Source organism: Comamonas sp. wu1-DMT, from assembly GCF_040187805.1.
Taxonomy (GTDB): Bacteria; Pseudomonadota; Gammaproteobacteria; order Burkholderiales; family Burkholderiaceae_C; genus Comamonas; species Comamonas thiooxydans.
The window spans coordinates 72710-94459 of sequence record NZ_JBANEM010000019.1; the positions used below are offsets into that span (position 1 = coordinate 72710).

Here is a 21750-nt window from a genome sequence, read left to right on the forward strand (position 1 = left end):
ATGCTGACTCGCTGGAATATGCAACGCCAATACTGATTGTTATTCTTAGTAACGTGAATTAATCGTCACCAAGTGACATGGATTCAACGTGTTGCCTGATGGATTCAGCGAGCATAGTTGCACTAGAAAGTCCATGCTCGGCAGGAGCACTGTAAACTCTTCTCCTCCGTATCGTGCAACTAAAATTCGGGCGCGCGTTACGGGCGCACTAGAACACTTGCAAAACATTTGAGCACCTTGTCGCCAAAAGGATGAGCATAGCTATCGGTGAGGGGCTTGAAGTGATCTACGCCCAGTATGAGCAGTGAGAGCGCTTCCTCAGACCGGTGGACTTTGCGCCATTCGGACTCAATAATCCCATCAAATCATCTGCGGTTTACAAGACTTGTCAATGCATCCTTGCCCGCTAAGGACTCAAGATGCAGCGTCAATTTGGACTAAAGGATTACTTGATATCGACTGACCTTATGTGCCGATGGATGTGGGCAACTTCTGACAAAACCCATGCCACAAGTTTATGGCTCGGGACAAGATTGATCTGTCCGCATGGTTGGTGTCAGTTGATTGCATCTATTAACCTTACGCAGACCTTGCCCAAAGAGAGTGGCTAATCAAACAGCGAATATTTTTCCAATTATCGTTGCTTTTGTCTCTTAAATTTCAATAGTCATATTTTTCCTTGTCTATCTGTGAAATAATCTCAAAAAATAGTTTGACTATTTAAAACATGAAATTAATAAGAATTACTTTCATTTCGATGATGTGTAATATATTTCTAGTCAAATTTGATATAAATTGAAACTATTTAAATCCATATAAAATGAAATTTCTGCGTAATTTAAAAATAGGTTCGAGATTAATAATTACACTTGGAATACTATTGTTGCTAACCATCGGTATTGGGGTGGAGAGTATTATTAAAGCCTCTGCGGTGCAAAATAGAATTATAGATATTACCCAGCGGCGCATGGTCCTTATATCACATCTTAATGATCTGCGTCTTGAGGTAAATCGTCAGTCACGATTTTTAAGAAACATGGTGATTATTGATGATAAGTCAAAAATAGACATAGAGCATCAAGCTGTAATAGAGTCTCGAAAAAAGTCAGAAAAATTAATAAATCTTCTTAGTCAAGAGATTAATGCCGCTAAAGGGCAGGAATTGCTAAATCAAATAGTGAATGCTCGAAAGAGGTTTTCGTCTGATGTTGATCGATATTTTTCATTGATTGATTCTGGTGAGAAAAATAAAGCTGTCATATATTTGCTTGAGGGGCTGCGTCCTGTTCAACTTGAGTACCTACGCATTTTGGATAGCAGCATTCAATTTCAATCTGATTTGGCAAACGATTCATCGATTGAGGCCGTCAAGGAGGTGAGATCGTTGCAGATTACGACTCTGATTGCCATATTGCTGTCTATTGTTATATCGGTGACATTAGGTGTCTGGATCGTGCGCTCTATTACGAGGCCAGTTCGACATGCCGTCAATATTGCTCGAGCAGTTGCAGCAGGTGACCTCAACACAGCCATTGAGGTTCAGAGTCAAGATGAAGTTGGTGAGCTTCTGAACTCCCTGAACGAGATGCAGCACGAGCTGGTAAAGGTTGTCAGTGTGGTGCGCACCGGCTCTGAATCGGTGGCCACTGTTAGTACAGAAATTGCGCAAGGCAATTTGGATCTGTCGCAGCGTACTGAAGAGCAGGCAGCAGCTCTTGAGGAGACTGCTGCATCGATGGAGCAGTTGTCGGCGACTGTGGGACAGAATGCAGATAGTGCTCGTGAGGCGAGCACCTTCGCTCAAAGTGCCAGCGATATCGCCACACAAGGTGCAGAATTGGTGGGCGAAGTCGTTAACACGATGCAGGGAATTTCTACATCAAGCAAGAAGATTAGCGAGATTATCGATGTCATCGACAGCATCGCTTTCCAGACCAATATCCTTGCTCTCAATGCCGCAGTGGAGGCTGCCAGAGCTGGTGAGCAAGGTCGTGGTTTCGCAGTTGTGGCCTCTGAAGTCCGTAGTCTGGCTATTCGTTCTGCTGGAGCAGCCAAGGAAATTACGTGCCTTATCAATGACAGTGTTCAGCGCGTAGAGCGGGGAAATCGGCTGGCCAATCAAGCAGGCAACACGATGCAGGAGATTGTGGCTAGTGTTAAACGCGTAACTGGGCTCATGAGCGAAATCAGTGCTGCGAGCGATGAGCAGAGCCATGGTGTTTTGCAAGTAGGCGAGGCGCTTACACAGATGGATCAAGTCACGCAGCAAAATGCGGCCCTTGTCGAAGAGGTATCGGCTGCGGCGAGCAGTCTCAGAGAGCAGGCCACTGAGCTGGTTAAGGTGGTGGCGACCTTCGAACTTGGAGCAACGGTTCCGAGCCCTTCGCCTCCTAGGGAGAAGCATGTAGTTGTGCTTCTGAGTAGTGACCTGGGCAGGCAATTGGACGAATCTCCTAGTAGGCAGCGGCAAGATGAACTCATGTATTGACTCTGCTTAGAGCTAGAAAATGCCTTGGCAGCATCTGCTGTCAAGGCATGTCGATGAGGCACCTGAGAGCCAGGTGAATAGGCTGCTGATTGTCGTACCGCTGTTGGCTTGCTGCGTCGATTTGCTGGAAGAATATCTATGCCAATGCTGTGAAATTATGACGAGTGACTTTTTATTGAAAAGTCTTTTCCAAACTTTCAGTGCCAGGAGGACGCGATTTGCATTTCGTTTTCAAGCTGCATCCAGAGCTTATCAAGCATTACCCAGTCTTCGCGTAAGCATGCCTTTTCCAAGCTTTGCGCGATGCTAAAAGCCTGCTCTTGCCCCAGAAGTCTGAAAACGCTTTTAAGGCTGTGCGCCAGTCGTCGCAGTGCGGTACTATCGCGCGCACTCACATGTTTAGAGCCTTCGGCTTGGTCAGCAGGCATCTGGAGTGAGCATGACGCTCGATAGCTCAGAAACAATTCGCGATCGCCGCAAAAAAAATTTCTCGATAGCATCTGGCTTTGTATTGTTTGGCGAAGTGACTGTTGTTGAGCGGTTTGAGCAGGATTCCAAAACATTCTGAACGCATGTCACCAGCTCAATGACTGATACGGGTTTACGCAATATCTGATGAACTTTCAGATGATCAAGCTGTTGGGCGATTGAATAGTCCACTCCCGCGCTGAACACCACTACTTGGCAAGTGGCTGAAGTTGAGCTGCGTAGCCATTCGATGAGCTTAAGGCCGGATATACCTGGCAACATAAGGTCGGTGATGAGCATCGCACATGGCCGCTCAGGCAAAACAAGTTGTGCCTCTTCAGCACTAGTACATGTGATGAGTTCTAACGGAAGCCCCTCCAATGCTAGTCCAACAAAGCGAGCAATCGATGGGTCATCTTCAACCAACAAGACAACTGCTGGGGTCGAGTTCATGAGGTCAACAGCTCATTCAAGGCTTGAGAAAATTCTTGAACAAGCTTCGGCTTGTGCAAGACACGTACTCCCTCTAGGGCGAAATCATATGTTTTTCGCTCTTCCTGATCCAGTGATGTGATAACTAGCAGCCTGCATGTGGAGAACTGCGGATTTGTGCGTAAAGCGGTGATGAGAGCCGCTCCATTGATGTCGGGCAGAAGGATGTCTACCAGCATCACATGAGGTTGAACCTTTCCAAACAAGGCCATGCCTGTGATTCCATCGTGAGCAACATGTAGTTCGACATCTGGGAAGTGACGCTGAACTAACAACTGCACAAGGTTCTGAAAATGTACCGAATCCTCGATCAGCAAGATCCGAACTTTGGTACTGAGGTGCGATGTGGCGACAGATGTCGATTGTTCAGCAGAGCTTGATTGCCGGCTTCGCCATGCCTCAACGGAGGCTCGAGTGATTCGACGATGGCCGCCTGGAGTCTTCCACGCTTGGAGCTCGCCGCGGTCAACCATCAGCTGTACAGAGCGAATTGCCAGTCCTAACAATTTTGCAACTTCCGCGGTTGTGAAGTGAGGAAGGTCGTCTAGAGGTGTGCTGATTTCGGACATGGATGGCATTCTGCCTTAAATCGGCTTGAAGAATTTGACGTAAATTTGATAGAATTGATAACTTGGATACAATTTGTTAAGAATTACTGGTGTTGCCTGAATGCTCTCCCTATGAAAAAAATACTCATCGTTGAAGATCACGCAGACATACGCAAACTGCTCCGCATGACTCTTGAGTTCAGTGACTTTGAAGTGCTTGATGTCTCCAACGGTGACGATGCATGGCAGGTTGTCCGACAAGTCAGACCAGATGTTGTGCTTCTTGACGTCATGATGCCGGGAGCCTTCAGCGGCTTGGATGTTTGTCGCTTGATAAAAGAGAGCAATGAGCTCTGTAACACCCAGGTGATTTTGCTGACTGCAAGGGGCAGTGCCGACGATCGTCAGGCTGGCCTGAACGCAGGGGCTGATGAGTACCTGGTCAAGCCCTTCAGCACACTGAAGCTTCTAGAGGTCATCGAAAGCTTAGAAGGGAGCATCCGATGACTGAAATCCTCAGTGATGAATCTGAATCTGAGTCGCAGCGATTTGACCCGGCGGCCGTCGATCAAATGGAGCAGCTTATTCGTGACTTCGGGTATATGTACCGGGAGCGCAACCAATTGCTCAAAGAAGTCACTCGTGCTCATCACGAGACTCTACTGCGCTTGGCTATGGCAGCCGAGTTTAAAGATGACGACACGGGGGCGCACATCATCCGTATTGGCTTTTTAGCTGAAGCACTTGCTTTGTACTTAGGTTGCCGACCTGATTTTGCCAGACTACTTCGTAAAGCGGCTCCGATGCATGACATCGGAAAGGTCGGCATACCAGACAGCATTCTTAAAAAGCGTGGTCCGTTGACGCCGGAGGAGCGTGCCTGCATGAATACGCATACGGATATTGGCGCAAAGTTGTTAGGGCAGTCACGTATCCCGGTTTTTCAGATGGCTTCTGAAATCGCTGCTTTTCATCATGAACGATTTGATGGCAAAGGATATCCGAACGGAATCTCGGGGGATGAAATCCCACTATCTGCACAGATTACTTCAATCGTGGATATATATGATGCATTAACAATGGATAGAGTATATCGACCAGCATTTGCACTAGATGATGCTCTCAAGTTAATTCAGGCTGAGCATGGTAAGGCATTGGGGCCAATAATTGTCGACACATTTTTGAAGCATATAGATGAATTAGAGAATATACGACTCTCACTAATCCGTCAAACACCAACATTCGCGGATTTAATTGATACTCATTAAATAATTAATGAGTGAAAAAATTCTAAATATAAGTATATGAAGTCATTTTCCGCTATTGAACGCTTTGTTGCAAAAATGGGGATCCTAAGCTCGCTATGTCTGAATTCGATGAATATATCTGCGGGCCTCATTTTTGATCGTGTCCAATCGCGTGGGGTAGTTAAGGTTTGCATATGGCCGGACTATTATGGAGTGACATTTAGAGATCCTCGTTCAGGGCGTCTGCAAGGAATTGACATCGAGCTGTCTGCTGAGCTCGCAAAGGATTTGGGGGTACGTTTAGAATACGTTGATTCTTCATTTTTGAAACTAATTCCAGATCTCTTGGGTTCACGCTGTGATGTTGCAATGTTTGCCGTTGGTATGCTGCCCCAGCGAAAGGAAAAATTGAGCTTCACGGCCCCTTATTTGAGAAGCGATATTTATGGGATTAGCACCAAAACTAACCCCGCTGTGAAGAAATGGGCGGATATAGATAAGCCAGGTGTGCAGGTGGCAGTGCAGCGCGGAACTTTTATGGAGCCAGTGATGAGGCAATCGCTCAATTATGCGAATGTTGTGGCCGTTGAGCTGCCTCAGACTCGCGAAAAGGAGCTCATGGCGGGACGAGTGGATGTATTCATGACCGATTACCCATACAGTCGTCGACTACTTGATGGGGCTGACTGGGCTCAATTGATTGCTCCTCCAAAGCCATTTTATATATTGCCGTACGGATATGCAGTTAATCCCAATGACCTGCAATGGCTTGCTAGGCTAAACCGATTTGTTGCAGACATCAAGCGTGATGGGCGTCTTGCTAGAGCTGCGCAAAAAAAACGGCTTGACCACTATTATGGTTACTGATGTCGGTCAATAGAGAGCATATATTATGCCATACAGAGTTGCTACTCGTGAATTTTTTGGGGTAAAGCACAGCGCACATGTCAAAGCATTAATTTTGGTTTTCTCGCTTTGTGTGCTTGGATCCTTATCAATATTCTTATGGGGCCAACTGAATGCGCAAGTCGCAAATAGCAAGTCTCAGTCAATGCTTCTTGCGCGCGTTCTAGAAGAGCAAACGTCCAGAACATTTGAGACTAGTGAAGTTGCATTGACTAGTTTGGCAGTAAATCCCACGGTTTTTGGCCAGGCTATCTCGCTCAAAGAGCGTGAGGCCGCTTTAGCCCAGGTTGTGTCGCAGATCCCTTTCCTTCGTGGAGTGTCTTTGGTAAACGTTAAAGGCGAAGTCATTGCCAGCACTCAGCCTGGAGAAACAGGCATATCTATATCAATTGAACGGTTAGTAGGAGGAAAAAAATTGATTCCTAAGCCAGGTGAGGCAAGGCTGGGGGATATGATTTTAGGGCGAAATCTTTCTGCATTGACTTCTAGCCGGAATATAGCACCACGAGGTGTTAGTTTTCTTCCTCATGTTTTCTGCTTTGAGCAAGATGATAGATCGGTCGCCTATTTAGTGGGGCTAATCAATCCGGATGCAATTGCTAATTTCTATAAATCTACTTTGGAGTCATCAAGCTATGATGCTTTTTTATTGAGCTATGAAGGAAGCCTTCTAGCCAGCACCAACGTAGGGCCAACATTGCCACTCACCATGGCGATGCAGTCGCCTATTGGCGCGAATATCGAGCGTGCTTCATACCTTGGTAAAGGGATGCTCGGTGAGCGAGAAATAGTCTCTTACCGTGCTGTACGCCGTTGGCCTTTATGGATACTTGTGGAAGAGCCTTATTCGGCGGCGCTGAAACGCTGGAAGGATAGGGTTTTCATTTTTTTTTATAATTACCCCAGCTGTATTTTTATTAGTAGTGGGACTTGCTCATTCTGTACGAAAGACCCAAAAGCTCCAAAGAGCAGCCCGTCAAGCGATGGATCGCTCTCAGGCACGCCTTGCCAGAAGTGAGCAAGAGTTAGCTGTACTGATGCGAAGTGTTCAAGAGTTAATTTTCCGTACTGACAAAGATGGACTTTTGACATTCGTGAATGCTCGTTGGGAAATGCTAACCGGTCAATCAAGTAAGATGGCACTTGGGCTACGCTTTGAGAAAATAGTAGAGCCGCAATGTCGAAATCAAGTGAAGGTTTTGCTTGATGCAAATAGTCAGAGGAGCTTACGCACCTGTCAAGCTTTCTTCTCTTTACCAAATGGCAAAGAAATTCTGTGCGAAATTGCTGTCGTTCCACTTATAAAGAAAGGCCAAATTGTTGGCTTTGCGGGAAGCGCCGTTGATGTGACGGCTCGTTGGAAAGCTCAGCATGATTTACAGACGCAATTGGCTTTTCAACATCTGCTTTTTGAAACGACACCGCTACCTTTATTAATTACTGATGAAAATAATTCTATTACATTGGTAAATAGGGCATGGGAAGAGTTCTCTGGTGTCAGCGCCCTGAAAATTATGGGGCAGTATTTAAAGGATGTTTGCTCATGCGATAACGCATCGATGCAGTTGATGATCAATCAGAAGGTGTTGGATTCAGGTCAAAAAGCGGTCATTGATGCCAAGATAATTCATGCAAACGGATATTATCGCGATATGCAAGTTACCAAGGCTGCAATTAAGGATTCCAGGGGTAAAGCGACAGGTGTTTTAAGTATTTTTGTTGATGTCACAGATTTTCGGGCAGCGGAGCAGGCAACAAGGGAGGCACGTGATGCGGCAGAGGAGGCATTTCGTGTCAAGTCAGAGTTCGTTGCCAATATGAGCCACGAGTTGCGTACTCCATTGCAATCTATCATTGGATTCGCAGAGCTTGGTCACCTGCGATCACGCAACTCACCACAGTTGGGCGAAATGTTCAATGACATTCACTCGGCGGGACAACGCATGCTGGCTTTGGTCAATGACCTTTTAGATGTCGCCAAGCTTGAGAGCGCCGTGGGAGTCATACATTTAGAGAGAATTGACTTAAGAGGGTTGATAAGGCCCATTGCTCGTGAACTGGAGCCACTGCAGCATCAAAAGCAGATAGATCTACGACTCGATTTGGAAAATTACCCGATGATCGCAAAAGCTGATCCTGTACGCTTTCAGCAAGTGGTTCGAAATATGTTGGCCAACGCGATCAAATTTTCACCTAATCATGGACGAATTGATGTCATTGGTCTATTCGATGATCAAGGAAATATTTGCATTGATTTTTCCGACCAAGGCCCAGGTATTCCACCTCAGGAGCTTGATCAAATATTTCAGCCGTTTGTGCAATCGAGCAAGACAAAAGATGGTTCTGGTGGAACTGGTCTGGGGCTTGCCATATGCAGAAAAATTATTGATGCAATGGATGGGACTATTTCGGCAAAAAACAAGCCTGATGGTGGAGCCATATTTAGAATAACGCTTCCTAGTCGCTCTGCATATGAAACTCAACCTGGGGAGCTGATCTAGTAAAGCGTCCTTCAGTAAATTTTTTTTGCTGTATTATTTGATTATCTGACGGAATAAATATTTCTTAACTTATTTTAATGGATAATCAATAGAATGCATAAGTGCGTATTTAAATACTAAACTCTGTCTTAAATAAGAAGATTTTTAGATAATTTTTAAAGTGAATATTTTCTAATAAATAAATTAGTACCTATGAAATATTAGATTGTTATGGAACGTTTCAAGATATCTATCCGACTGACCATCTCATTCACACTGATGGTTCTGCTTCTTGCCGTACTGGGCGGTGTTGCACTCTTTGGCTCTTCCATTCAGCGCTCAGCTATTGACGAGATTACCCTGAGAAGAGTCCCTCTCAGCCGAGCATTAAACATCATTATTGATGGCACTAACGAACAAGCCATCCAATTTCGAAACTTGGTGTTATTCAAATCAGAGAGCCTTCAGAAGGCTGCGCACATCAGAATTCTAGAGGCACGCACTGACATCGCGGAGCAGGTAAAGACCGTGACCCAATTGATAAGCTCGGAGAAAGGTTAATTCTTGTTGGCGCACTTGCTGTTACAACGCACGAAGTTCCTTCAGCAAGGCGATGAATTCATTGCACTTGTTGATGGTAATCAGCATAATGAGGCTATGGCGATGCTTGAGGATAAGCTACGCCCCACTCAGCTTGAGTATCAGCGAGTCATTCACGAATTGTTAGCCAATCAGACTCAGCGCGCGGAAAATGCCAGTCAGCAGGCGGAGAGGGCTGCGCGTCAACTAGTGCTAGAGGTCCTGGTCAGTGGTGGGATTGCCACGAGTATTGCCGTTTTTTTTAGCCTTGGCCATCATTCGCTCGATTACTCGCCCGTTGAGCCTAGCTGTGGAGGTGACAGACCGTGTGGCTGGCGGGGATCTTAGTGCCCCAATTGCAGTCAAGTCTAAGGATGAAATGGGCCTTCTGCTTGGAGCGCTTGAGCGCATGCAGCAAAGCCTGATGACTACTGTGACGACAGTGCGCTCCAACGCGCAAGGCGTAGCTGCCGCGACCGCTCAGATTGCCGCAGGCAACAATGATTTGTCGGGTAGAACGGAAGAACAGGCCAGCGCACTCGAGCAAACTACTGCATCCATGGAGCAGTTGGGTTCTACTGTCAAACAAAATGCAGAGAACGCTAACCAAGCAAGCCAGATGGCTAGGAAAGCGTCTGCCGTAGCAGCTGAGGGTGGTGAAGTGGTGGCTGAAGTGGTAGCAACGATGAAGAGCATCGTTGAAAGCAGCAACAAGATTGCCGATATCATCAGCGTCATCGACAGCATCGCCTTTCAGACCAATATCCTGGCATTGAACGCAGCAGTCGAGGCTGCTCGGGCCGGTGAACACGGCCGCGGCTTTGCAGTGGTTGCGAGCGAAGTACGGGCACTAGCTGGACGTTCGGCAGAAGTAGCCAAAGAAATCAAAGCCTTGATTACCACTAGTGTCGAGCGTGTCGAACAAGGCTCTATGCTCGTGGATAAGGCAGGTAAGACGATGATCGATGTGGTCTCGGCTATTCGCAGAGTTAGCCACATCATGGGCGATATCAGCGCTGCTAGCCAAGAGCAAAGTCAAGGAGTGGCACAGGTTGGCAAAGCTGTGACGCAGATGGCTCAGACCACTCAACAGAACGCTGCACTAGTTGAGGAAATGGCTGCCGCAGCGAGCAGCTTGAGCCACCAAGCTCAATCTTTGGTTGAAGCTGTGGCAGTTTTCAAGCTGTCAGAGGCTGAACAGGTAGTCCGCATTGAAAGGTCCGTGACCACACTCAGCAAGACGAATCTGGTGAAAGCTACAAAGGCGGTAGAGTCGCTTCAAAAGTTTGGCGCTACGGCCACGCTTTCAACGCAGCGTCACGCAGTTGCTATCTCAGGAACACCAAGATATGCGGGAATGCGTGACGGTGAGTGGAAGGCTTTCTGAGGGTAGTCACAAGCCGCATTGGAGGATATTTGAGTGCGTGGCTGAGTATTGTCTAGTGAATACGACGACTCCGTGCTTTCTGGATTTTCACTGTCAACTGTCCCAGTTCAACCTGAAGGTGATTTCTGGCTCCTAGGTCAGCTTTGCAGTGGCTGTATCGCTGATGGCATGTAGCATGCGTATTCCAAAACATAGGACTATGCTTGGTCTTACTAATGTCTGCAGCTTGACTTCACGGTCGAGTCAAGTGCTTAGAAAAGCACGTATTGCCCCTAGGTTCGCTGTTTGACATATCAATGAACACTAGGATGCAGCGCATTTGAAAAACCTGCCTAATCAATTAATGGTCAGTGCGTTGCAACAATCCATTCCACAGGGGACTGCAAAATCGCAAAGCTGCATAATCCTGGTTCAGGATCCTATCGGTCTGTTTGTCAGTGCCTACCAAAAGTATGGAAACTTACCGGATTGAAGCATTTGGGGTGCCTTAGGGGGCTTGCTCAAAGTAGGGTGGTTGCGACTTTGACTTCTGAAACGCGAATGATCTGGTGCTCAAGATCAGCGTCCTGTTTGAGCAACTTTGTGTGGTGGCACGTGTCTTCACGAACGGGACCCTTTGGTGCGATCGGCCCCGTATATCTGGGGACTTGGAGTGCCCGTGTTGTGAGTTGCAAGTACCTCTCGATGCTCTCAGGTTTTCCAAATAGATAGCCTTGAACTTCCTCGCATGATTCTGCGCTTAGGAAAGCGAGCTCTTCTTCAGTCTCTACACCTTCAGCAAGCACTGGCAACTCCAAGCCACGTCCCAGCTCTAAGACTGCGCGCACAATTGTTGCCGCTCGCGGGTTGACGTGAACAGATTTGATGAATGAGCCATCAATCTTGATCTTGTCGAAGGGAAAGGTCAGTAGGTGAGATAGAGACGAGTATCCCATGCCGAAGTCGTCCATGGCGATGCGCACGCCGATTTCCTTGAGTTGACGTATGGTAGATAATGCAATATCTGGATCTCGGATCAGTGCTGTTTCCGTGATTTCCAGCTCGAGGCGGCTCGGCGGTAGTTTGGTTTGCTTCAGGATCTCACGGGTTATCTGCACAAACTGTGGGCTGTGTAACTGCACGGCCGACACATTCACCGCAATATTCAAGTGGCGTTCCCAACTTGATGCCTCTTTGCAAGCCTGGTGCAGTACCCATTCTCCAATCTGCAAGATCTGGCCGCATTCTTCTGCGATTGGAATGAAGACACTTGGAGGCACTAAACCGCGATTTTGATGTTTCCAGCGCAACAGGGTTTCAAAGCCTACAACTTCTCGGCTTTTGGTCTGAACCAGTGGCTGGTAGACCAATGATAGCTCCTGATTCGCAATGGCTAAGTGTAGATCATGCTCTAGGCGCTGACGATCACGCATTTGCTGGTCCAGCGTAACATCGAAAAAGCGGTAAACCCCACGGCCATCGGCTTTGGCTTGACAGAGTGCTTTAGCAGCGCACCTCATCATAGAGGGACTGTTATGTCCATGCTGAGGGAAGATGGCTATGCCGATGCTGATGGAGATGGTGCCGCAGGACGTTGAGGCTGAGCGGTTTGCATCGGCGAATACACTGAATAGCTTTTGCGCAATTCGCTCGGCCTGTTGTGGATCGCTTAGCCCAGGTGCAATGATCGCGAACTCGTCACCTCCCAGGCGCGCCATCAATTGATCACTGCGCAGCGTTTGCTGCGCCCTGCGGGCCACAGTTTGCAAAAGACCATCGCCGGCTGCATGACCGAAAAGGTCATTGACTTCTTTGAATCGATCTAGGTCTAAGCACAGCACGGCCAGATGCTTGCCACAGAGTCGCCCGTTCACTCCATGGTCTTGCAGCAACTTTTCCAGCTCTTGGTTAAATGCTTTGCGGTTGATTAGGCCCGTCAACGTATCGTGATTGAATAGATAGTGAATGTCCCGCTCGGCCTTTATGTGATCTCGCAGGTCGCGTATAGCAACGATTTTTTGCAGTTTCTGGGCATAAATGACGGAACGAGATGTCGCCTCGACCACTATGGAATCTTCGCCGCTAAGCGGGTGGAGCATAGTCTTGAGTGCAATGCACGGCTTTTCTTCCAGCCAACTGCGCGCCATAGCGTCAGGAAAAATCAAAGAGAGGTCACGGTGAGTAAGCTCTTCGGCGCTGCAACCGGCCAACTTAGCGAGACTGGTATTAGCCATAGTGATCACACCGTCCTCATATACGAGTAGGCCTTCGAACGCTGCATTGGCCAAGCTGTTTAAATGTTCCATTTCGCGAGTGGCCAGATGAAGATTCCAGACATTCAGTGTAAAAACTATCAGGGTCAGCAAAAAGATCAGAAGGCAGGCAATGGTTACCGTGATCGCTAGCCAGTAAGCGGGGGGGGGCGTTGGTTGAAACCGTGATGGATTGATTCTGAATCAGATCCGCAGTCGCCATCGCAGCGAAGTGGTGATTGCAAATGACCAGGGTCAGCAGCAGAGCTCCAGAGGTGATGGTGCGGTGTGTTTTCTTGCGTAATTCTGTCGGCAATGCGAAGGTGGAGAATAGGCTTCCCAGCACAATGGATATAACCATCATTGATGGGTTCCACAGAATACGACCAGGGACCTCGAATGCAGCCATGCCACTATAGTGCATGATAGCAATTCCGCAGCCTACCAACAGTCCACCTTTCTCACGGCCCAATCTCTGTGGGAGACCAGAGGTAACCGCAAAGCTCAGGATTGCGAGAAGGATGGCAGCGGATAGAGAGACTAAAACTAGGGTGGTGTTATAGCTATTCTGTATTCTTGGAGAATAAGTGAGCATCGCAATGAAGTGAGTGGCCCAGATGCCGAATCCCGTGGCAATTCCTGCCACGCTGAGCCATACCTTACGAGTGGTTATACTGATGCGATCCAGAAGATATATGGAGGTAAACAAAGCGACCGTGCAGATCACTGTTGTCAGGACGATCACAGGAAAGTCATATTGCATGCTGTTGTCCGAACATTTGCACTTTGTCTCATGTCAGTGTTATCAAATCAAGTCGATTAAATATCATGATTTTCGTAATTATTGTTCTTTGTAAGCGATGAGATTAGATTTTACTGGCTGTTAAAAATTTCGGATTACTAATCAATAACTTGGTTGGCCGAAGCCTGCAAATTATTTACTTCTAATAAACCGCAGGCATAATCACACCTAAGGAGTATCCAAGCATCACGAAGCTAATTAACAAAAGGTAGAAGGCAGAAGGGGAGTAAAAGTTACGTCAGCGAAATTTGGTGACTGTTACCCATAATCAGGTCCGAGATGGGGCGCAGTAAATTCCGACGGTGGTTTGGCCCGATGTGTTGCGTCCAACCCAAAGACAGTTTCCGCCAATAGCTTCCATGAATAGGTGTACTTTGCCGCTCAGTACGTCAAAGGCGACTGAACAAGCCCCATCTTCCTTACTGAAATGGACCAAGGAGGCAATGCTTCCTCCTTCAAAGCGACCAAGCAAAGCTTTACTCCCCTGTTCATGAAACATGAATTGAGCTTGGCCTTGCCTAGGGACCATCACGCGGTCACCAAGTTGAAGGAGAAGTCCTGAACGTGCGGAGTGCGCATAACCGTCGCGTAGAATAAGAACGCCTTCGCTGCTTTGGAGAAGCCTAGCCTGAGGGGGAGATTCTTCATTTGATGCTTGAAAGGTCGGCTCTGAAGGTATGTCTACTCTTTCGAGTTGACGAAAGATTCCACTTGTCATCCATTGTTGAAGAGGCTGATAAAAGCCGGAGACATATCTCTTTAATGTGAGCATAATTTTTCCTGATCAATCAATTGTCACTAGCTATTGATGATGGGTATCCATACCCTTTCCAAGCAAAATATGTGCCAAGAAATTTTAATTTTTTTCTGTAGTTAACTAATTGATTTTTATTGAAATTTTATTTTATTAAGGGCGATTTCAAGTGAGTGGCACGGCTGTGTTACGTAACATGTAGGGGTAGCGTTCAAGTGAGGCTGCCTACCCGGTCTATCTTTGAGCATAGGAGGGCACGGAGGTTTACGCTGGACTTCAAGGAAGAAGTGGTCAAGCAAGTCACTGAGAAGAGGCTCTCGGTAGTTGGAGCCGCAAGCCGCTAAGGGGTTTTGACATATAGCTTGTATAAGAGCCGCTGACGCCACTTCGCTTTGGGATCAGCCAGAAGCTTTATGCTTCTAGACCTCATGGCAAGACAACCCGTTAGCAATGAACCGTGGCGACAGCTGCAGCCCCTGATCCCAGCCTTCACCCCTTCCGTCAGAGGTGGCGCACGCAAGTTCACCGTGAGCGATGAAGCAGCGCTCAATGGCATTCTGTTAGTGCTGCAAACAGGCATCTCATGGGAAAACTTGCCTCAGTCCTTGCGTTACGGCAGTGGTATGACCTGCTGGCGGCGTTTGCGTGACTGAAATGCCAATGGCGTTTGGCAGCGTTTGTACCAAGCCATGCTGGTACGTCTGCGTGAGCATGACCAGATTGATTGGAGCCGAGCCTGCATAGATGGCTCCTCGGTGCCAAGCCCCCGGGGGGCCAGGAAACGGGCCCCAACCCCACGGACAGAGACAAGCTTGGCACCAAGCGCCACCTCGTTGTAGATGCCAGAGGCATCCCGCTGTTGATCCTCGTCAATGGTGCCAACAGGCATGACTCCATGATGTTCGAGAAGTGCATGGATGCGATTCCAGCCATTGCCGGCTTGCCGGGGCGGGCACGCAAGCGGCCGGCGAAGCTGCATGCGGACAAAGGCTACGATTACAAGCGCTGCCGCGGCTATCTCAGGCGACGAGGCATTGCCAGCCGGATTGCCAGGCGAGGTGTCGAGAGCAGCGAAAAGCTAGGCAAGCATCGCTGGGTTGTAGAGCGCACACATGGCTGAGCGGCGCATCCGCTTTGAAAGGCGGCTAGATATCCACGACGCATCGCTGAAACTGGCCGCTGCGATCATCTGTGCACGCTTCGTGGATCGGTGTGTTAGATGGTATGGAAGCCTCCCTCCCGAGAGGCTTGTGCTCTGCACCAATCAGGGCCAAGGTGTGAAGTCTTACTGCACAGGAGACTGTCATGGACCATACCGTTATTGCGGTTGACACTGCCAAGAAGGTGTTCCAGTTGCACTGGGTGGAGCACGATACGGGCAGCATAGAACGGCTGCAACTCAGGCGGGCGCGCTTGCTTGAATGGTTTGCCATCCGTGAGCCATCGCTCGTGGTGATGGAGGCTTGCGGCGGCGCGCATGAGTGGGCTCGCGCTTTGACGAAGTTGGGGCACGAAGTGCGCCTGATCTCTCCGCGCAAAGTCCGGCCGTTCGTTCAGCGCAACAAGACAGATGCCGCGGATGCACAGGCGATCTGGACGGCGTGCCAGCAGCCGGGCATGCGCTTTGTGCCCGTGAAGACCCAAGCGCAGCAGGTAGTGTTGTCGTTGCATCGGATCCGGGCGCGGCTCATGAAGAGCCGCATCATGCAGACCAATGAACTGCGAGGCATTCTCTATGAGTTCGGCCTTGTGCTGCCCGAAGGGCATCGCGCACTGCTCCAAGCAATACCAGACGCGCTTGCTGATGCAGCCCAACGCCTGCCAGCGATGTTGATGGAGAGTCTGAACGAGCAAGTGCGCCGCATTGCCCAACTGAGCCAGGATATCAATCAGATCGAACACAGGCTTGCCCAGCAACTGCGTGAGTCCCCGCACTGCCAGAGCGTTGCTCAGATACCCGGCATTGGCTTGCTCACGGCGACCGCAGTTGTTGCCAGCATGGGCAATGCCCAGGCGTTCAAAGACGCGAGAGAGTTCTCAGCGTGGGTCGGATTGGTGCCACGCCAAAGCGGCACAGGTGGTCGAGTGCAGCAAATGGGCATCAGCAAACGTGGAAACGCATATCTGCGAACGCTGTTGATGCACGCGGCGAGATCTGTTGTGCTCAAAAGCCACGAAGCATCCACATGGCCGTGGTTGCAAACGTTGCTCAACGTAGTGGTTGCGGCAGTTGCTAACAAGCTGGCCAGGACCATCTGGGCCGTGCTTGCCAAAGGGCAGTCGTGGAACGCGCAAGTTTGACAGCGCGCGCACTGAAGAGCGCGAAGAATTGATTGTGAATCTGACGTTTTGAAGGAGAGCAAGCGAGCCCCAAATGTGTGATGGGCCAGACAGGTCGGACCGAGATGAGGACAATCCGATTAGAGCCAAGAGCGTCCAGTTCGAGTTATTACACAGCTACGCTATCTGACGTGCAGCAAGTTTTCAACGAGCTTAAGATGCAACAAGCGTCCGAACAGGATGGCGCACGTGCAAAGCAAGCCGAGGAAGTTAACAAAGCTAAGGGCAAAAAGCCGAGCTTGTAATTTTTAACGTGGGATGCCCAGTTTCTTCTTGAGCTGGGAGTTTTCTATTTCAAGCAGCATATTTTCATGACGCAGAATGCTAATTTTATTAGTCGCTCGATAATGCAGTTCGTTATATTTATTCACGAGCGCATTGTATTGACTAACCTCTGTGAGAATCTCTCGCTTGATTTTGTCGTGCTCCAAGATGTTAATAAGAGATGAATATGCGACCCCAAAGGCGTTGAGCTGCATATGCAGAATTTGGCCGGCGTTGACGAATGACATGTGAGATCTCCTGTGTAGACAGAACCCTGCAAAAGCTCTTTGATATAGGTTAAAATTTACTCTCTCGTAGCTAATTTTAAAAATACAGATGTGGCTGTTTAGATACACAGTACACCCCCTGTTTTGAGGTAGTGCACCCCCTGTGCCAAACTTAACAGTAACGTAACCAGAAGCACTTTTTTCTCAGTTATTGCAACCCTGTACCTGCGGTTTCGACCATCTCGGCAACGCACCACGTTTAGTCAACGAAAAACTCTCCGCAAACGAAAAGAGCCCCTGAATTTCTGGGCTCTCGTGGTTCAGATTTCGTCATCTTCAATCATCTCGCTCGCGAAATGCAGCACCGCAATCCGGGCACCAAATCTCAGGATCTGGCGTGTATTTAAGCGCCGAACTCCACAGAATCGATTTTTGCTTACATAATGCGATGTGAGAATATGCGGGCACTAAATGTATTAGCATGTCGTCAGCAGATAATACATTTTCGATATCGTCATTTTTTCTATTTCGATAATGGTATTCTCGCTGCGCTCCAAACTTAATTATTACGTTGACGAAAGTTTCGATTTCGATATTAGTGTCAATTGCGATTATGTTTTCGTTTTCGCTAGCCGGGGGTTCGATTGCGCAGGATTCGATGACGAAACGTCTATTCTCCCAGTTGCATGTGATGTAGAGGCGCTGGAAACCCAGACTGCGGACCTCGGCAAGGCGGTTAAGGAACCGGCCGGCTCGTTCCTTGGTCATGCCAGTCAGAGTTCGGCGTGGGGAGGGTTTGCGGGCCATGTCAGGGCCTCCTGCGCGTTGATCTTGCGCGGAATTCGTCATCGTTTGCTGCGTCGCTCATCATCTGTATTGCCTGTGCGTGGTTGCGCTCCAGATTGAGAGCTAGTCGGGTTTGCTCGAGCTGTTCGAGATCTCGCTCGAGGTCATCGGCAGTACGAATCCCAAAAAGTGTTTTCAGGATTTGCATAACGACTTCCATCGCTGCTTGCATAGCCGCTTCATCAGCTGTCCGTGGCATGGGTTTGTCTCCTATGCCGCGAGCACGCATAACATCTCTAGTGTTGAGCTGTGACAATGGCTTCCCAAGGTCCATGAGCAAACCCCTAGCGTCCTTGCGTTGTAGCTCTGTATCATCCAAGGATCTGCTGATGCTCGAGAGGTCGTCGTATCCGTACTTGGCCGCAATGCGCTGGAATTCAGATTCCAGCGTTGAGGTAGTGGTGCTGGAGTCGTGATTCATGCTGATTTCCTCCAGAATCTGTCGTTTGCAGCTGTAGCGCTGCGGGCAGCAACAGACAAACGAACTAGATATGTAAGAGCTGCATGATTCGCTGGCGTGTGCCAAACATCTTCGGGCCGCTGGCCGGCAACCGCAGGGTTTTGTTGAGCACCCCAGCGTTGGACGTAGCTCAACGCAGACATTCCTGTGTCGATGCGAATTGCAGCGACAGCACTCATGGCTGCAGACACGATGTAAAACGGCGGTACAGGCAGTTTTGCACTTAGCATTTGGAGATACATGAGCAGATCTGTAGCGTCTGTAGCATCCGAGTCTGTACTCAGCAGCAGAGATGGCCCTCCAGGGAGAGAGATCAGTGCTGCGGGGATGTGGTCTGGGCACTCAGCAGCTCGCACAGCGAGCCCTCCATCTGCGATGGGGGTGATCAGCAAACCGGCAGCGCCAGCATCTCGAGCCTTTTTCAAGATCCTTTCCACGACATCGGGATGTCCGATGTCGGGGCGGGTGACAGCAAGCTTGGCGGCCAGCGCATTGAATTTTTTGGTGTTGATTTGATAGCTCCTGATATCAGAATTGCTTTTAATATTCACGGCCTTGGCGCTCGAGATCAGTCTTCTCTTTGAGCCAAGCCAGGCTCACCCCGCCAGATGCGGTGGTGAGTGGGAGTGGCTTCGCTGCCTTGGATGCGCGAGCGAAGATTTCTCGGCTGCGAGCCAGTTTTTCGTTGACGCTGCGTGCTTTTGCGTCTGCTGGGTTTTCGTTAATTATGCTTGCTTAATTTTTTTGCTTCTCAGCGAGAGTATCCAAAATTTCTTCAGATTCTGCCTTGAAAAATGGCATATTCAATGCGAGTTCTTTGACAGTTTTGATAGCAGGAGATTTGAGCTTACCTGCTTCAATATGCTTTGTCGCTGTGCACAAAGCTTTATAAGCTTTCTTAACTTCAGAGTTTTTTTCGAGGTACTCAGCACCAGCGGCATCACTGACACGCTCAATAACAACGTAGTGTTGAAATGGTGACGCTGTGGGCTTGCTTCTACTAGCAACGAGTGCATAAACACTAGCGCCGACCTCGATATCACTATCATCATCAATGCAGATGCGGCAAGTGCGTGCACCATTTCCGAGGTTGTTGATAATAAATGCGCGGTAAGTCTTATGACCACCTTTAGTCTCACGAAAAATTCTTGCAATATGCATTTTTTGCTCCTTTGGTTGTTTGAGCTATCTATTTAGCTCATGTGTCAATAGTAGATGTTCCAAAAATTAATTGGAGACGCTCCGCTGATTTATGTGCAGTTTATTTTGTGGGCTTAGCTAAGGAGTGTTGGAACAGAGATAGCCTCAGTTCGACCTTCGTACTCTCAAGACAAGATGTAGCGTGGAGAGCCGCTACCAAGGGCTTAATTGTTGTTTTCTGCTGAGATGATGCTTCGGTTCGGCGTGTGCGCATATCGGAAAGATGGAAGGCTTTGCGCCTTTCGCAAGGATACCTTACCAAGTGTTACGATGCTCCGTTTGATAGCGCCTTGAACTTAACGAGCAAGTTCGTCAATTTCATAGCATCTTCTTCTTAAGAAATATATCGGACAGCTTTGCATCCTCTACAGCATTAATAGCCGAATCTAGGAGATATGAGATGAGCGATTGGGATTTTCTACATGACATGCACAACGAAGGCTACTCAGCAGATGAAATTGCAGATGCAGCAGCTCTTGGATATGCGCCGTGGCAGGCTAAACACATCAGCTTTGGAGCTCAGTCCAAAAAAAATGTCTATAGAGAAAAATCCTGCCGTAGCAGAAACTTTATCTCAGATAGAAAAAGCGATTAAAGCGATGGAGATGCTCAGACAAGCAGAAATACTAAAAAGGTCCCAATTCTTAGCCTGAAAATCTGCTATACTCAAATGAAAATTAATCAGAAAATGCAAACTTTTATAAAAGAAATAAACAGTTATGAATTACTGAGTATAATTCATTTGGATTTGTGTCTCTCTAATAAAGAGAGCACCAAGCTGGATATTATCCGATTCAATGCTTGGGTGGAGGTAACTCACGAAACAAAAAATCAAGTCATGGCCCGCGTTTCGGAAGAAGATTTTCGGAAAGTAGGCTGTAGGAATCCGGATATTTATGTCAATGGTAGAAAAGATGATCGTATTGTTCTAACTCAATCTAAAACTTATAGGAATGAGCATGGAAAATCACGTAAACACATTACATCGATTCGGGCTGAGGAGATATTTGGTTACGATTGGCGACGCCGTCTAAACGTACATAAGCTTGAAAAACTTGGATATCTTCATGAACAGCTCGATTCAGATCTTTCACTAAAATCTTTCTTACATGAAAAAGATGCATGTGTTGTATTCAAAAGAGTAGCTGATTCGGTCTACGACGCTTATATATGGCCTACGCCCAATAGTTTAGTAGCGCGTTAGTGGTTATTCTCCTTAAGGTATTCTGAATCGGTCGCTTATTCACAAGATTTGGTGATGGTTAGTGCCGGCTTTTTCGCGAGTTAGCTGCTCATTTCATGGCGAAAAGGTTGCTTAGATGTATGGTCCCAGGAAGTCATGGTGCATTCTTTAGCCTGGAACAGGAGAAAGCACTATGGCAATCCGCCTGCATGGCAGCGCCCGCACGACGCCGCGTATCCGCGCAGAACTCCTGCTAGCGACCGGCTCCCATCGGTCTTTGGCCAAGCTCTATGGCCTCAACCCCAAGACCGTGGCCAAGTGGCGTGCGCGCACCTCTGTTCTCGATGAGCCCATGGGTCCTCGGGACAGAGCAAGCCAGCATCTTTCTCAAGAGCAAGAACACTTGGCAATTGTATTACGCAAGCAAGGGCATCTGTCGCTGGACGATCTCATGGGGCAGCTCCTGGAGACGGCACCCAAGCTCAGCCGCAGCGCCTTGCATCGTTGCCTGCAGCGACACGGCATCAGCCGACAGGCCGCAACGCAGGTGCCGCGAAGGCACGGAAAGTTTGAAGAAACGACGCTGGGCTTCGTGCACATCGACAGTGCCGAAATGAAGATCTCCAGCGGCAGACAGCACATGTTTGTTGCCATAGACCGCGTCACAAAATTCACGCATGTTGCGTTCTTTGACAGGGCCACGAAAGCCAACGCAGCGCAGTTCCTTCGGCAGGTGCTCGTGGTCTTCTCGTACCGCATACATACCGTTCTGACGGACAACGGCATGGCCTTCACAGGGCAAGAACGCTTCAGAGGCGGCGTCACCGACACATGCATCGGTCACATCT

General features: G+C 48.4%; 21 protein-coding genes and 2 pseudogenes. 12 read left to right on the forward strand and 11 right to left on the reverse strand.

What is annotated here, in order from left to right:
• Positions 1 to 197: 197 nt before the first annotated feature.
• Positions 198 to 356, reverse strand: a complete 159-nt coding sequence (locus tag V8Z78_RS21995) for a diguanylate cyclase (RefSeq protein ID WP_349732141.1) — start codon at positions 354 to 356, stop codon at positions 198 to 200.
• A gap of 464 nt (positions 357 to 820) precedes the next feature.
• On the opposite strand from V8Z78_RS21995, the gene V8Z78_RS22000 reads away from it, so the two are divergent.
• Positions 821 to 2488, forward strand: coding sequence for a methyl-accepting chemotaxis protein (locus V8Z78_RS22000; RefSeq protein WP_349732124.1), 1668 nt, complete (start codon positions 821 to 823; stop codon positions 2486 to 2488).
• Positions 2489 to 2685: 197 nt separating this feature from the next.
• On the opposite strand, the gene V8Z78_RS27215 is transcribed toward V8Z78_RS22000, so the two are convergent.
• Genes V8Z78_RS27215 through V8Z78_RS22010 form a run of 3 tightly spaced genes read right to left on the reverse strand, consistent with a single transcriptional unit; the run spans position 2686 to position 4017 of the window.
• Positions 2686 to 2988 (reverse strand): Hpt domain-containing protein, encoded by a 303-nt coding sequence (locus V8Z78_RS27215; protein ID WP_502878868.1) that lies wholly within the window; start codon positions 2986 to 2988, stop codon positions 2686 to 2688.
• Positions 2906 to 3409: a response regulator gene (locus V8Z78_RS22005; protein ID WP_349732125.1), complete on the reverse strand. Its 504-nt coding sequence runs from the start codon at positions 3407 to 3409 to the stop codon at positions 2906 to 2908. The genes V8Z78_RS27215 and V8Z78_RS22005 overlap by 83 nt, the downstream gene beginning before the upstream one ends.
• Entirely contained in the window at positions 3406 to 4017 is a 612-nt protein-coding gene (locus tag V8Z78_RS22010) for a helix-turn-helix domain-containing protein (RefSeq protein ID WP_349732126.1), read from the reverse strand. Before V8Z78_RS22010 ends, V8Z78_RS22005 begins: the two co-directional genes overlap by 4 nt.
• A 111-nt stretch (positions 4018 to 4128) precedes the next feature.
• On the opposite strand from V8Z78_RS22010, the gene V8Z78_RS22015 reads away from it, so the two are divergent.
• From V8Z78_RS22015 to V8Z78_RS22040, 6 genes and pseudogenes are all read left to right on the forward strand, one after another.
• Positions 4129 to 4503 carry a response regulator transcription factor gene (locus V8Z78_RS22015; RefSeq protein WP_349732127.1) on the forward strand — a complete coding sequence of 125 codons (375 nt, stop codon included), beginning with the start codon at positions 4129 to 4131 and terminating at the stop codon, positions 4501 to 4503.
• On the forward strand, positions 4500 to 5264 hold the full coding sequence (locus V8Z78_RS22020) for an HD-GYP domain-containing protein (RefSeq protein WP_349732128.1): 765 nt from the start codon (positions 4500 to 4502) through the stop codon (positions 5262 to 5264). Before V8Z78_RS22015 ends, V8Z78_RS22020 begins: the two co-directional genes overlap by 4 nt.
• A gap of 36 nt (positions 5265 to 5300) precedes the next feature.
• The gene (locus V8Z78_RS22025; RefSeq protein WP_349732129.1) at positions 5301 to 6110 is read left to right on the forward strand and encodes an ABC transporter substrate-binding protein; all 810 of its coding nucleotides are present in this window, start codon (positions 5301 to 5303) and stop codon (positions 6108 to 6110) included.
• Positions 6111 to 6135: 25 nt separating this feature from the next.
• Positions 6136 to 7167: a cache domain-containing protein gene (locus V8Z78_RS22030; RefSeq protein ID WP_349732130.1), complete on the forward strand. Its 1032-nt coding sequence runs from the start codon at positions 6136 to 6138 to the stop codon at positions 7165 to 7167.
• A complete protein-coding gene (locus tag V8Z78_RS22035) occupies positions 7133 to 8650 on the forward strand; it encodes a sensor histidine kinase (RefSeq protein WP_349732131.1) in 1518 nt (505 codons plus the stop codon). The genes V8Z78_RS22030 and V8Z78_RS22035 overlap by 35 nt, the downstream gene beginning before the upstream one ends.
• A gap of 210 nt (positions 8651 to 8860) precedes the next feature.
• Positions 8861 to 10595, forward strand: a pseudogene (locus V8Z78_RS22040) (methyl-accepting chemotaxis protein).
• Positions 10596 to 11095: 500 nt separating this feature from the next.
• Here V8Z78_RS22040 and V8Z78_RS22045 read toward each other — a convergent pair.
• Positions 11096 to 12880 carry a putative bifunctional diguanylate cyclase/phosphodiesterase gene (locus tag V8Z78_RS22045; protein WP_349732132.1) on the reverse strand — a complete coding sequence of 595 codons (1785 nt, stop codon included), beginning with the start codon at positions 12878 to 12880 and terminating at the stop codon, positions 11096 to 11098.
• Positions 12825 to 13589 carry an MHYT domain-containing protein gene (locus V8Z78_RS22050; protein ID WP_349732133.1) on the reverse strand — a complete coding sequence of 255 codons (765 nt, stop codon included), beginning with the start codon at positions 13587 to 13589 and terminating at the stop codon, positions 12825 to 12827. Before V8Z78_RS22050 ends, V8Z78_RS22045 begins: the two co-directional genes overlap by 56 nt.
• Positions 13590 to 14810: 1221 nt before the next feature.
• On the opposite strand from V8Z78_RS22050, the pseudogene V8Z78_RS22055 reads away from it, so the two are divergent.
• Both V8Z78_RS22055 and V8Z78_RS22060 read left to right on the forward strand, forming a co-directional pair.
• Positions 14811 to 15593: pseudogene (locus V8Z78_RS22055) on the forward strand (IS5 family transposase); the annotation flags it as partial.
• Positions 15594 to 15687: 94 nt separating this feature from the next.
• A complete protein-coding gene (locus V8Z78_RS22060; RefSeq protein WP_349732134.1) occupies positions 15688 to 16683 on the forward strand; it encodes an IS110 family RNA-guided transposase in 996 nt (331 codons plus the stop codon).
• Between the two features lie 287 nt (positions 16684 to 16970).
• On the opposite strand, the gene V8Z78_RS22065 is transcribed toward V8Z78_RS22060, so the two are convergent.
• The 5 genes from V8Z78_RS22065 to V8Z78_RS22085 form a co-directional block, all read right to left on the reverse strand.
• Entirely contained in the window at positions 16971 to 17234 is a 264-nt protein-coding gene (locus tag V8Z78_RS22065; RefSeq protein ID WP_349732135.1) for a hypothetical protein, read from the reverse strand.
• 315 nt (positions 17235 to 17549) lie between these two features.
• The gene (locus tag V8Z78_RS22070) at positions 17550 to 18020 is read right to left on the reverse strand and encodes a hypothetical protein (RefSeq protein WP_349732136.1); all 471 of its coding nucleotides are present in this window, start codon (positions 18018 to 18020) and stop codon (positions 17550 to 17552) included.
• A 1-nt stretch (position 18021) separates the two neighbouring features.
• The gene (locus V8Z78_RS22075) at positions 18022 to 18480 is read right to left on the reverse strand and encodes a hypothetical protein (RefSeq protein ID WP_003054572.1); all 459 of its coding nucleotides are present in this window, start codon (positions 18478 to 18480) and stop codon (positions 18022 to 18024) included.
• Positions 18477 to 19070, reverse strand: coding sequence for a hypothetical protein (locus tag V8Z78_RS22080; RefSeq protein ID WP_150106959.1), 594 nt, complete (start codon positions 19068 to 19070; stop codon positions 18477 to 18479). The genes V8Z78_RS22075 and V8Z78_RS22080 overlap by 4 nt, the downstream gene beginning before the upstream one ends.
• Before the next feature lie 184 nt (positions 19071 to 19254).
• Positions 19255 to 19680: a hypothetical protein gene (locus tag V8Z78_RS22085; RefSeq protein ID WP_003054574.1), complete on the reverse strand. Its 426-nt coding sequence runs from the start codon at positions 19678 to 19680 to the stop codon at positions 19255 to 19257.
• Positions 19681 to 20119: 439 nt separating this feature from the next.
• Here V8Z78_RS22085 and V8Z78_RS22090 point away from each other — a divergent pair, with 439 nt between their 5' ends.
• The 3 genes from V8Z78_RS22090 to V8Z78_RS22100 form a co-directional block, all read left to right on the forward strand.
• Positions 20120 to 20314, forward strand: coding sequence for a hypothetical protein (locus V8Z78_RS22090; RefSeq protein WP_349732137.1), 195 nt, complete (start codon positions 20120 to 20122; stop codon positions 20312 to 20314).
• 75 nt (positions 20315 to 20389) lie between these two features.
• Positions 20390 to 20923, forward strand: coding sequence for a hypothetical protein (locus V8Z78_RS22095; RefSeq protein ID WP_349732138.1), 534 nt, complete (start codon positions 20390 to 20392; stop codon positions 20921 to 20923).
• Positions 20924 to 21095: 172 nt separating this feature from the next.
• The coding region (locus V8Z78_RS22100; protein WP_349732139.1) for a helix-turn-helix domain-containing protein at positions 21096 to 21750 on the forward strand (655 nt) is incomplete at its 3' end.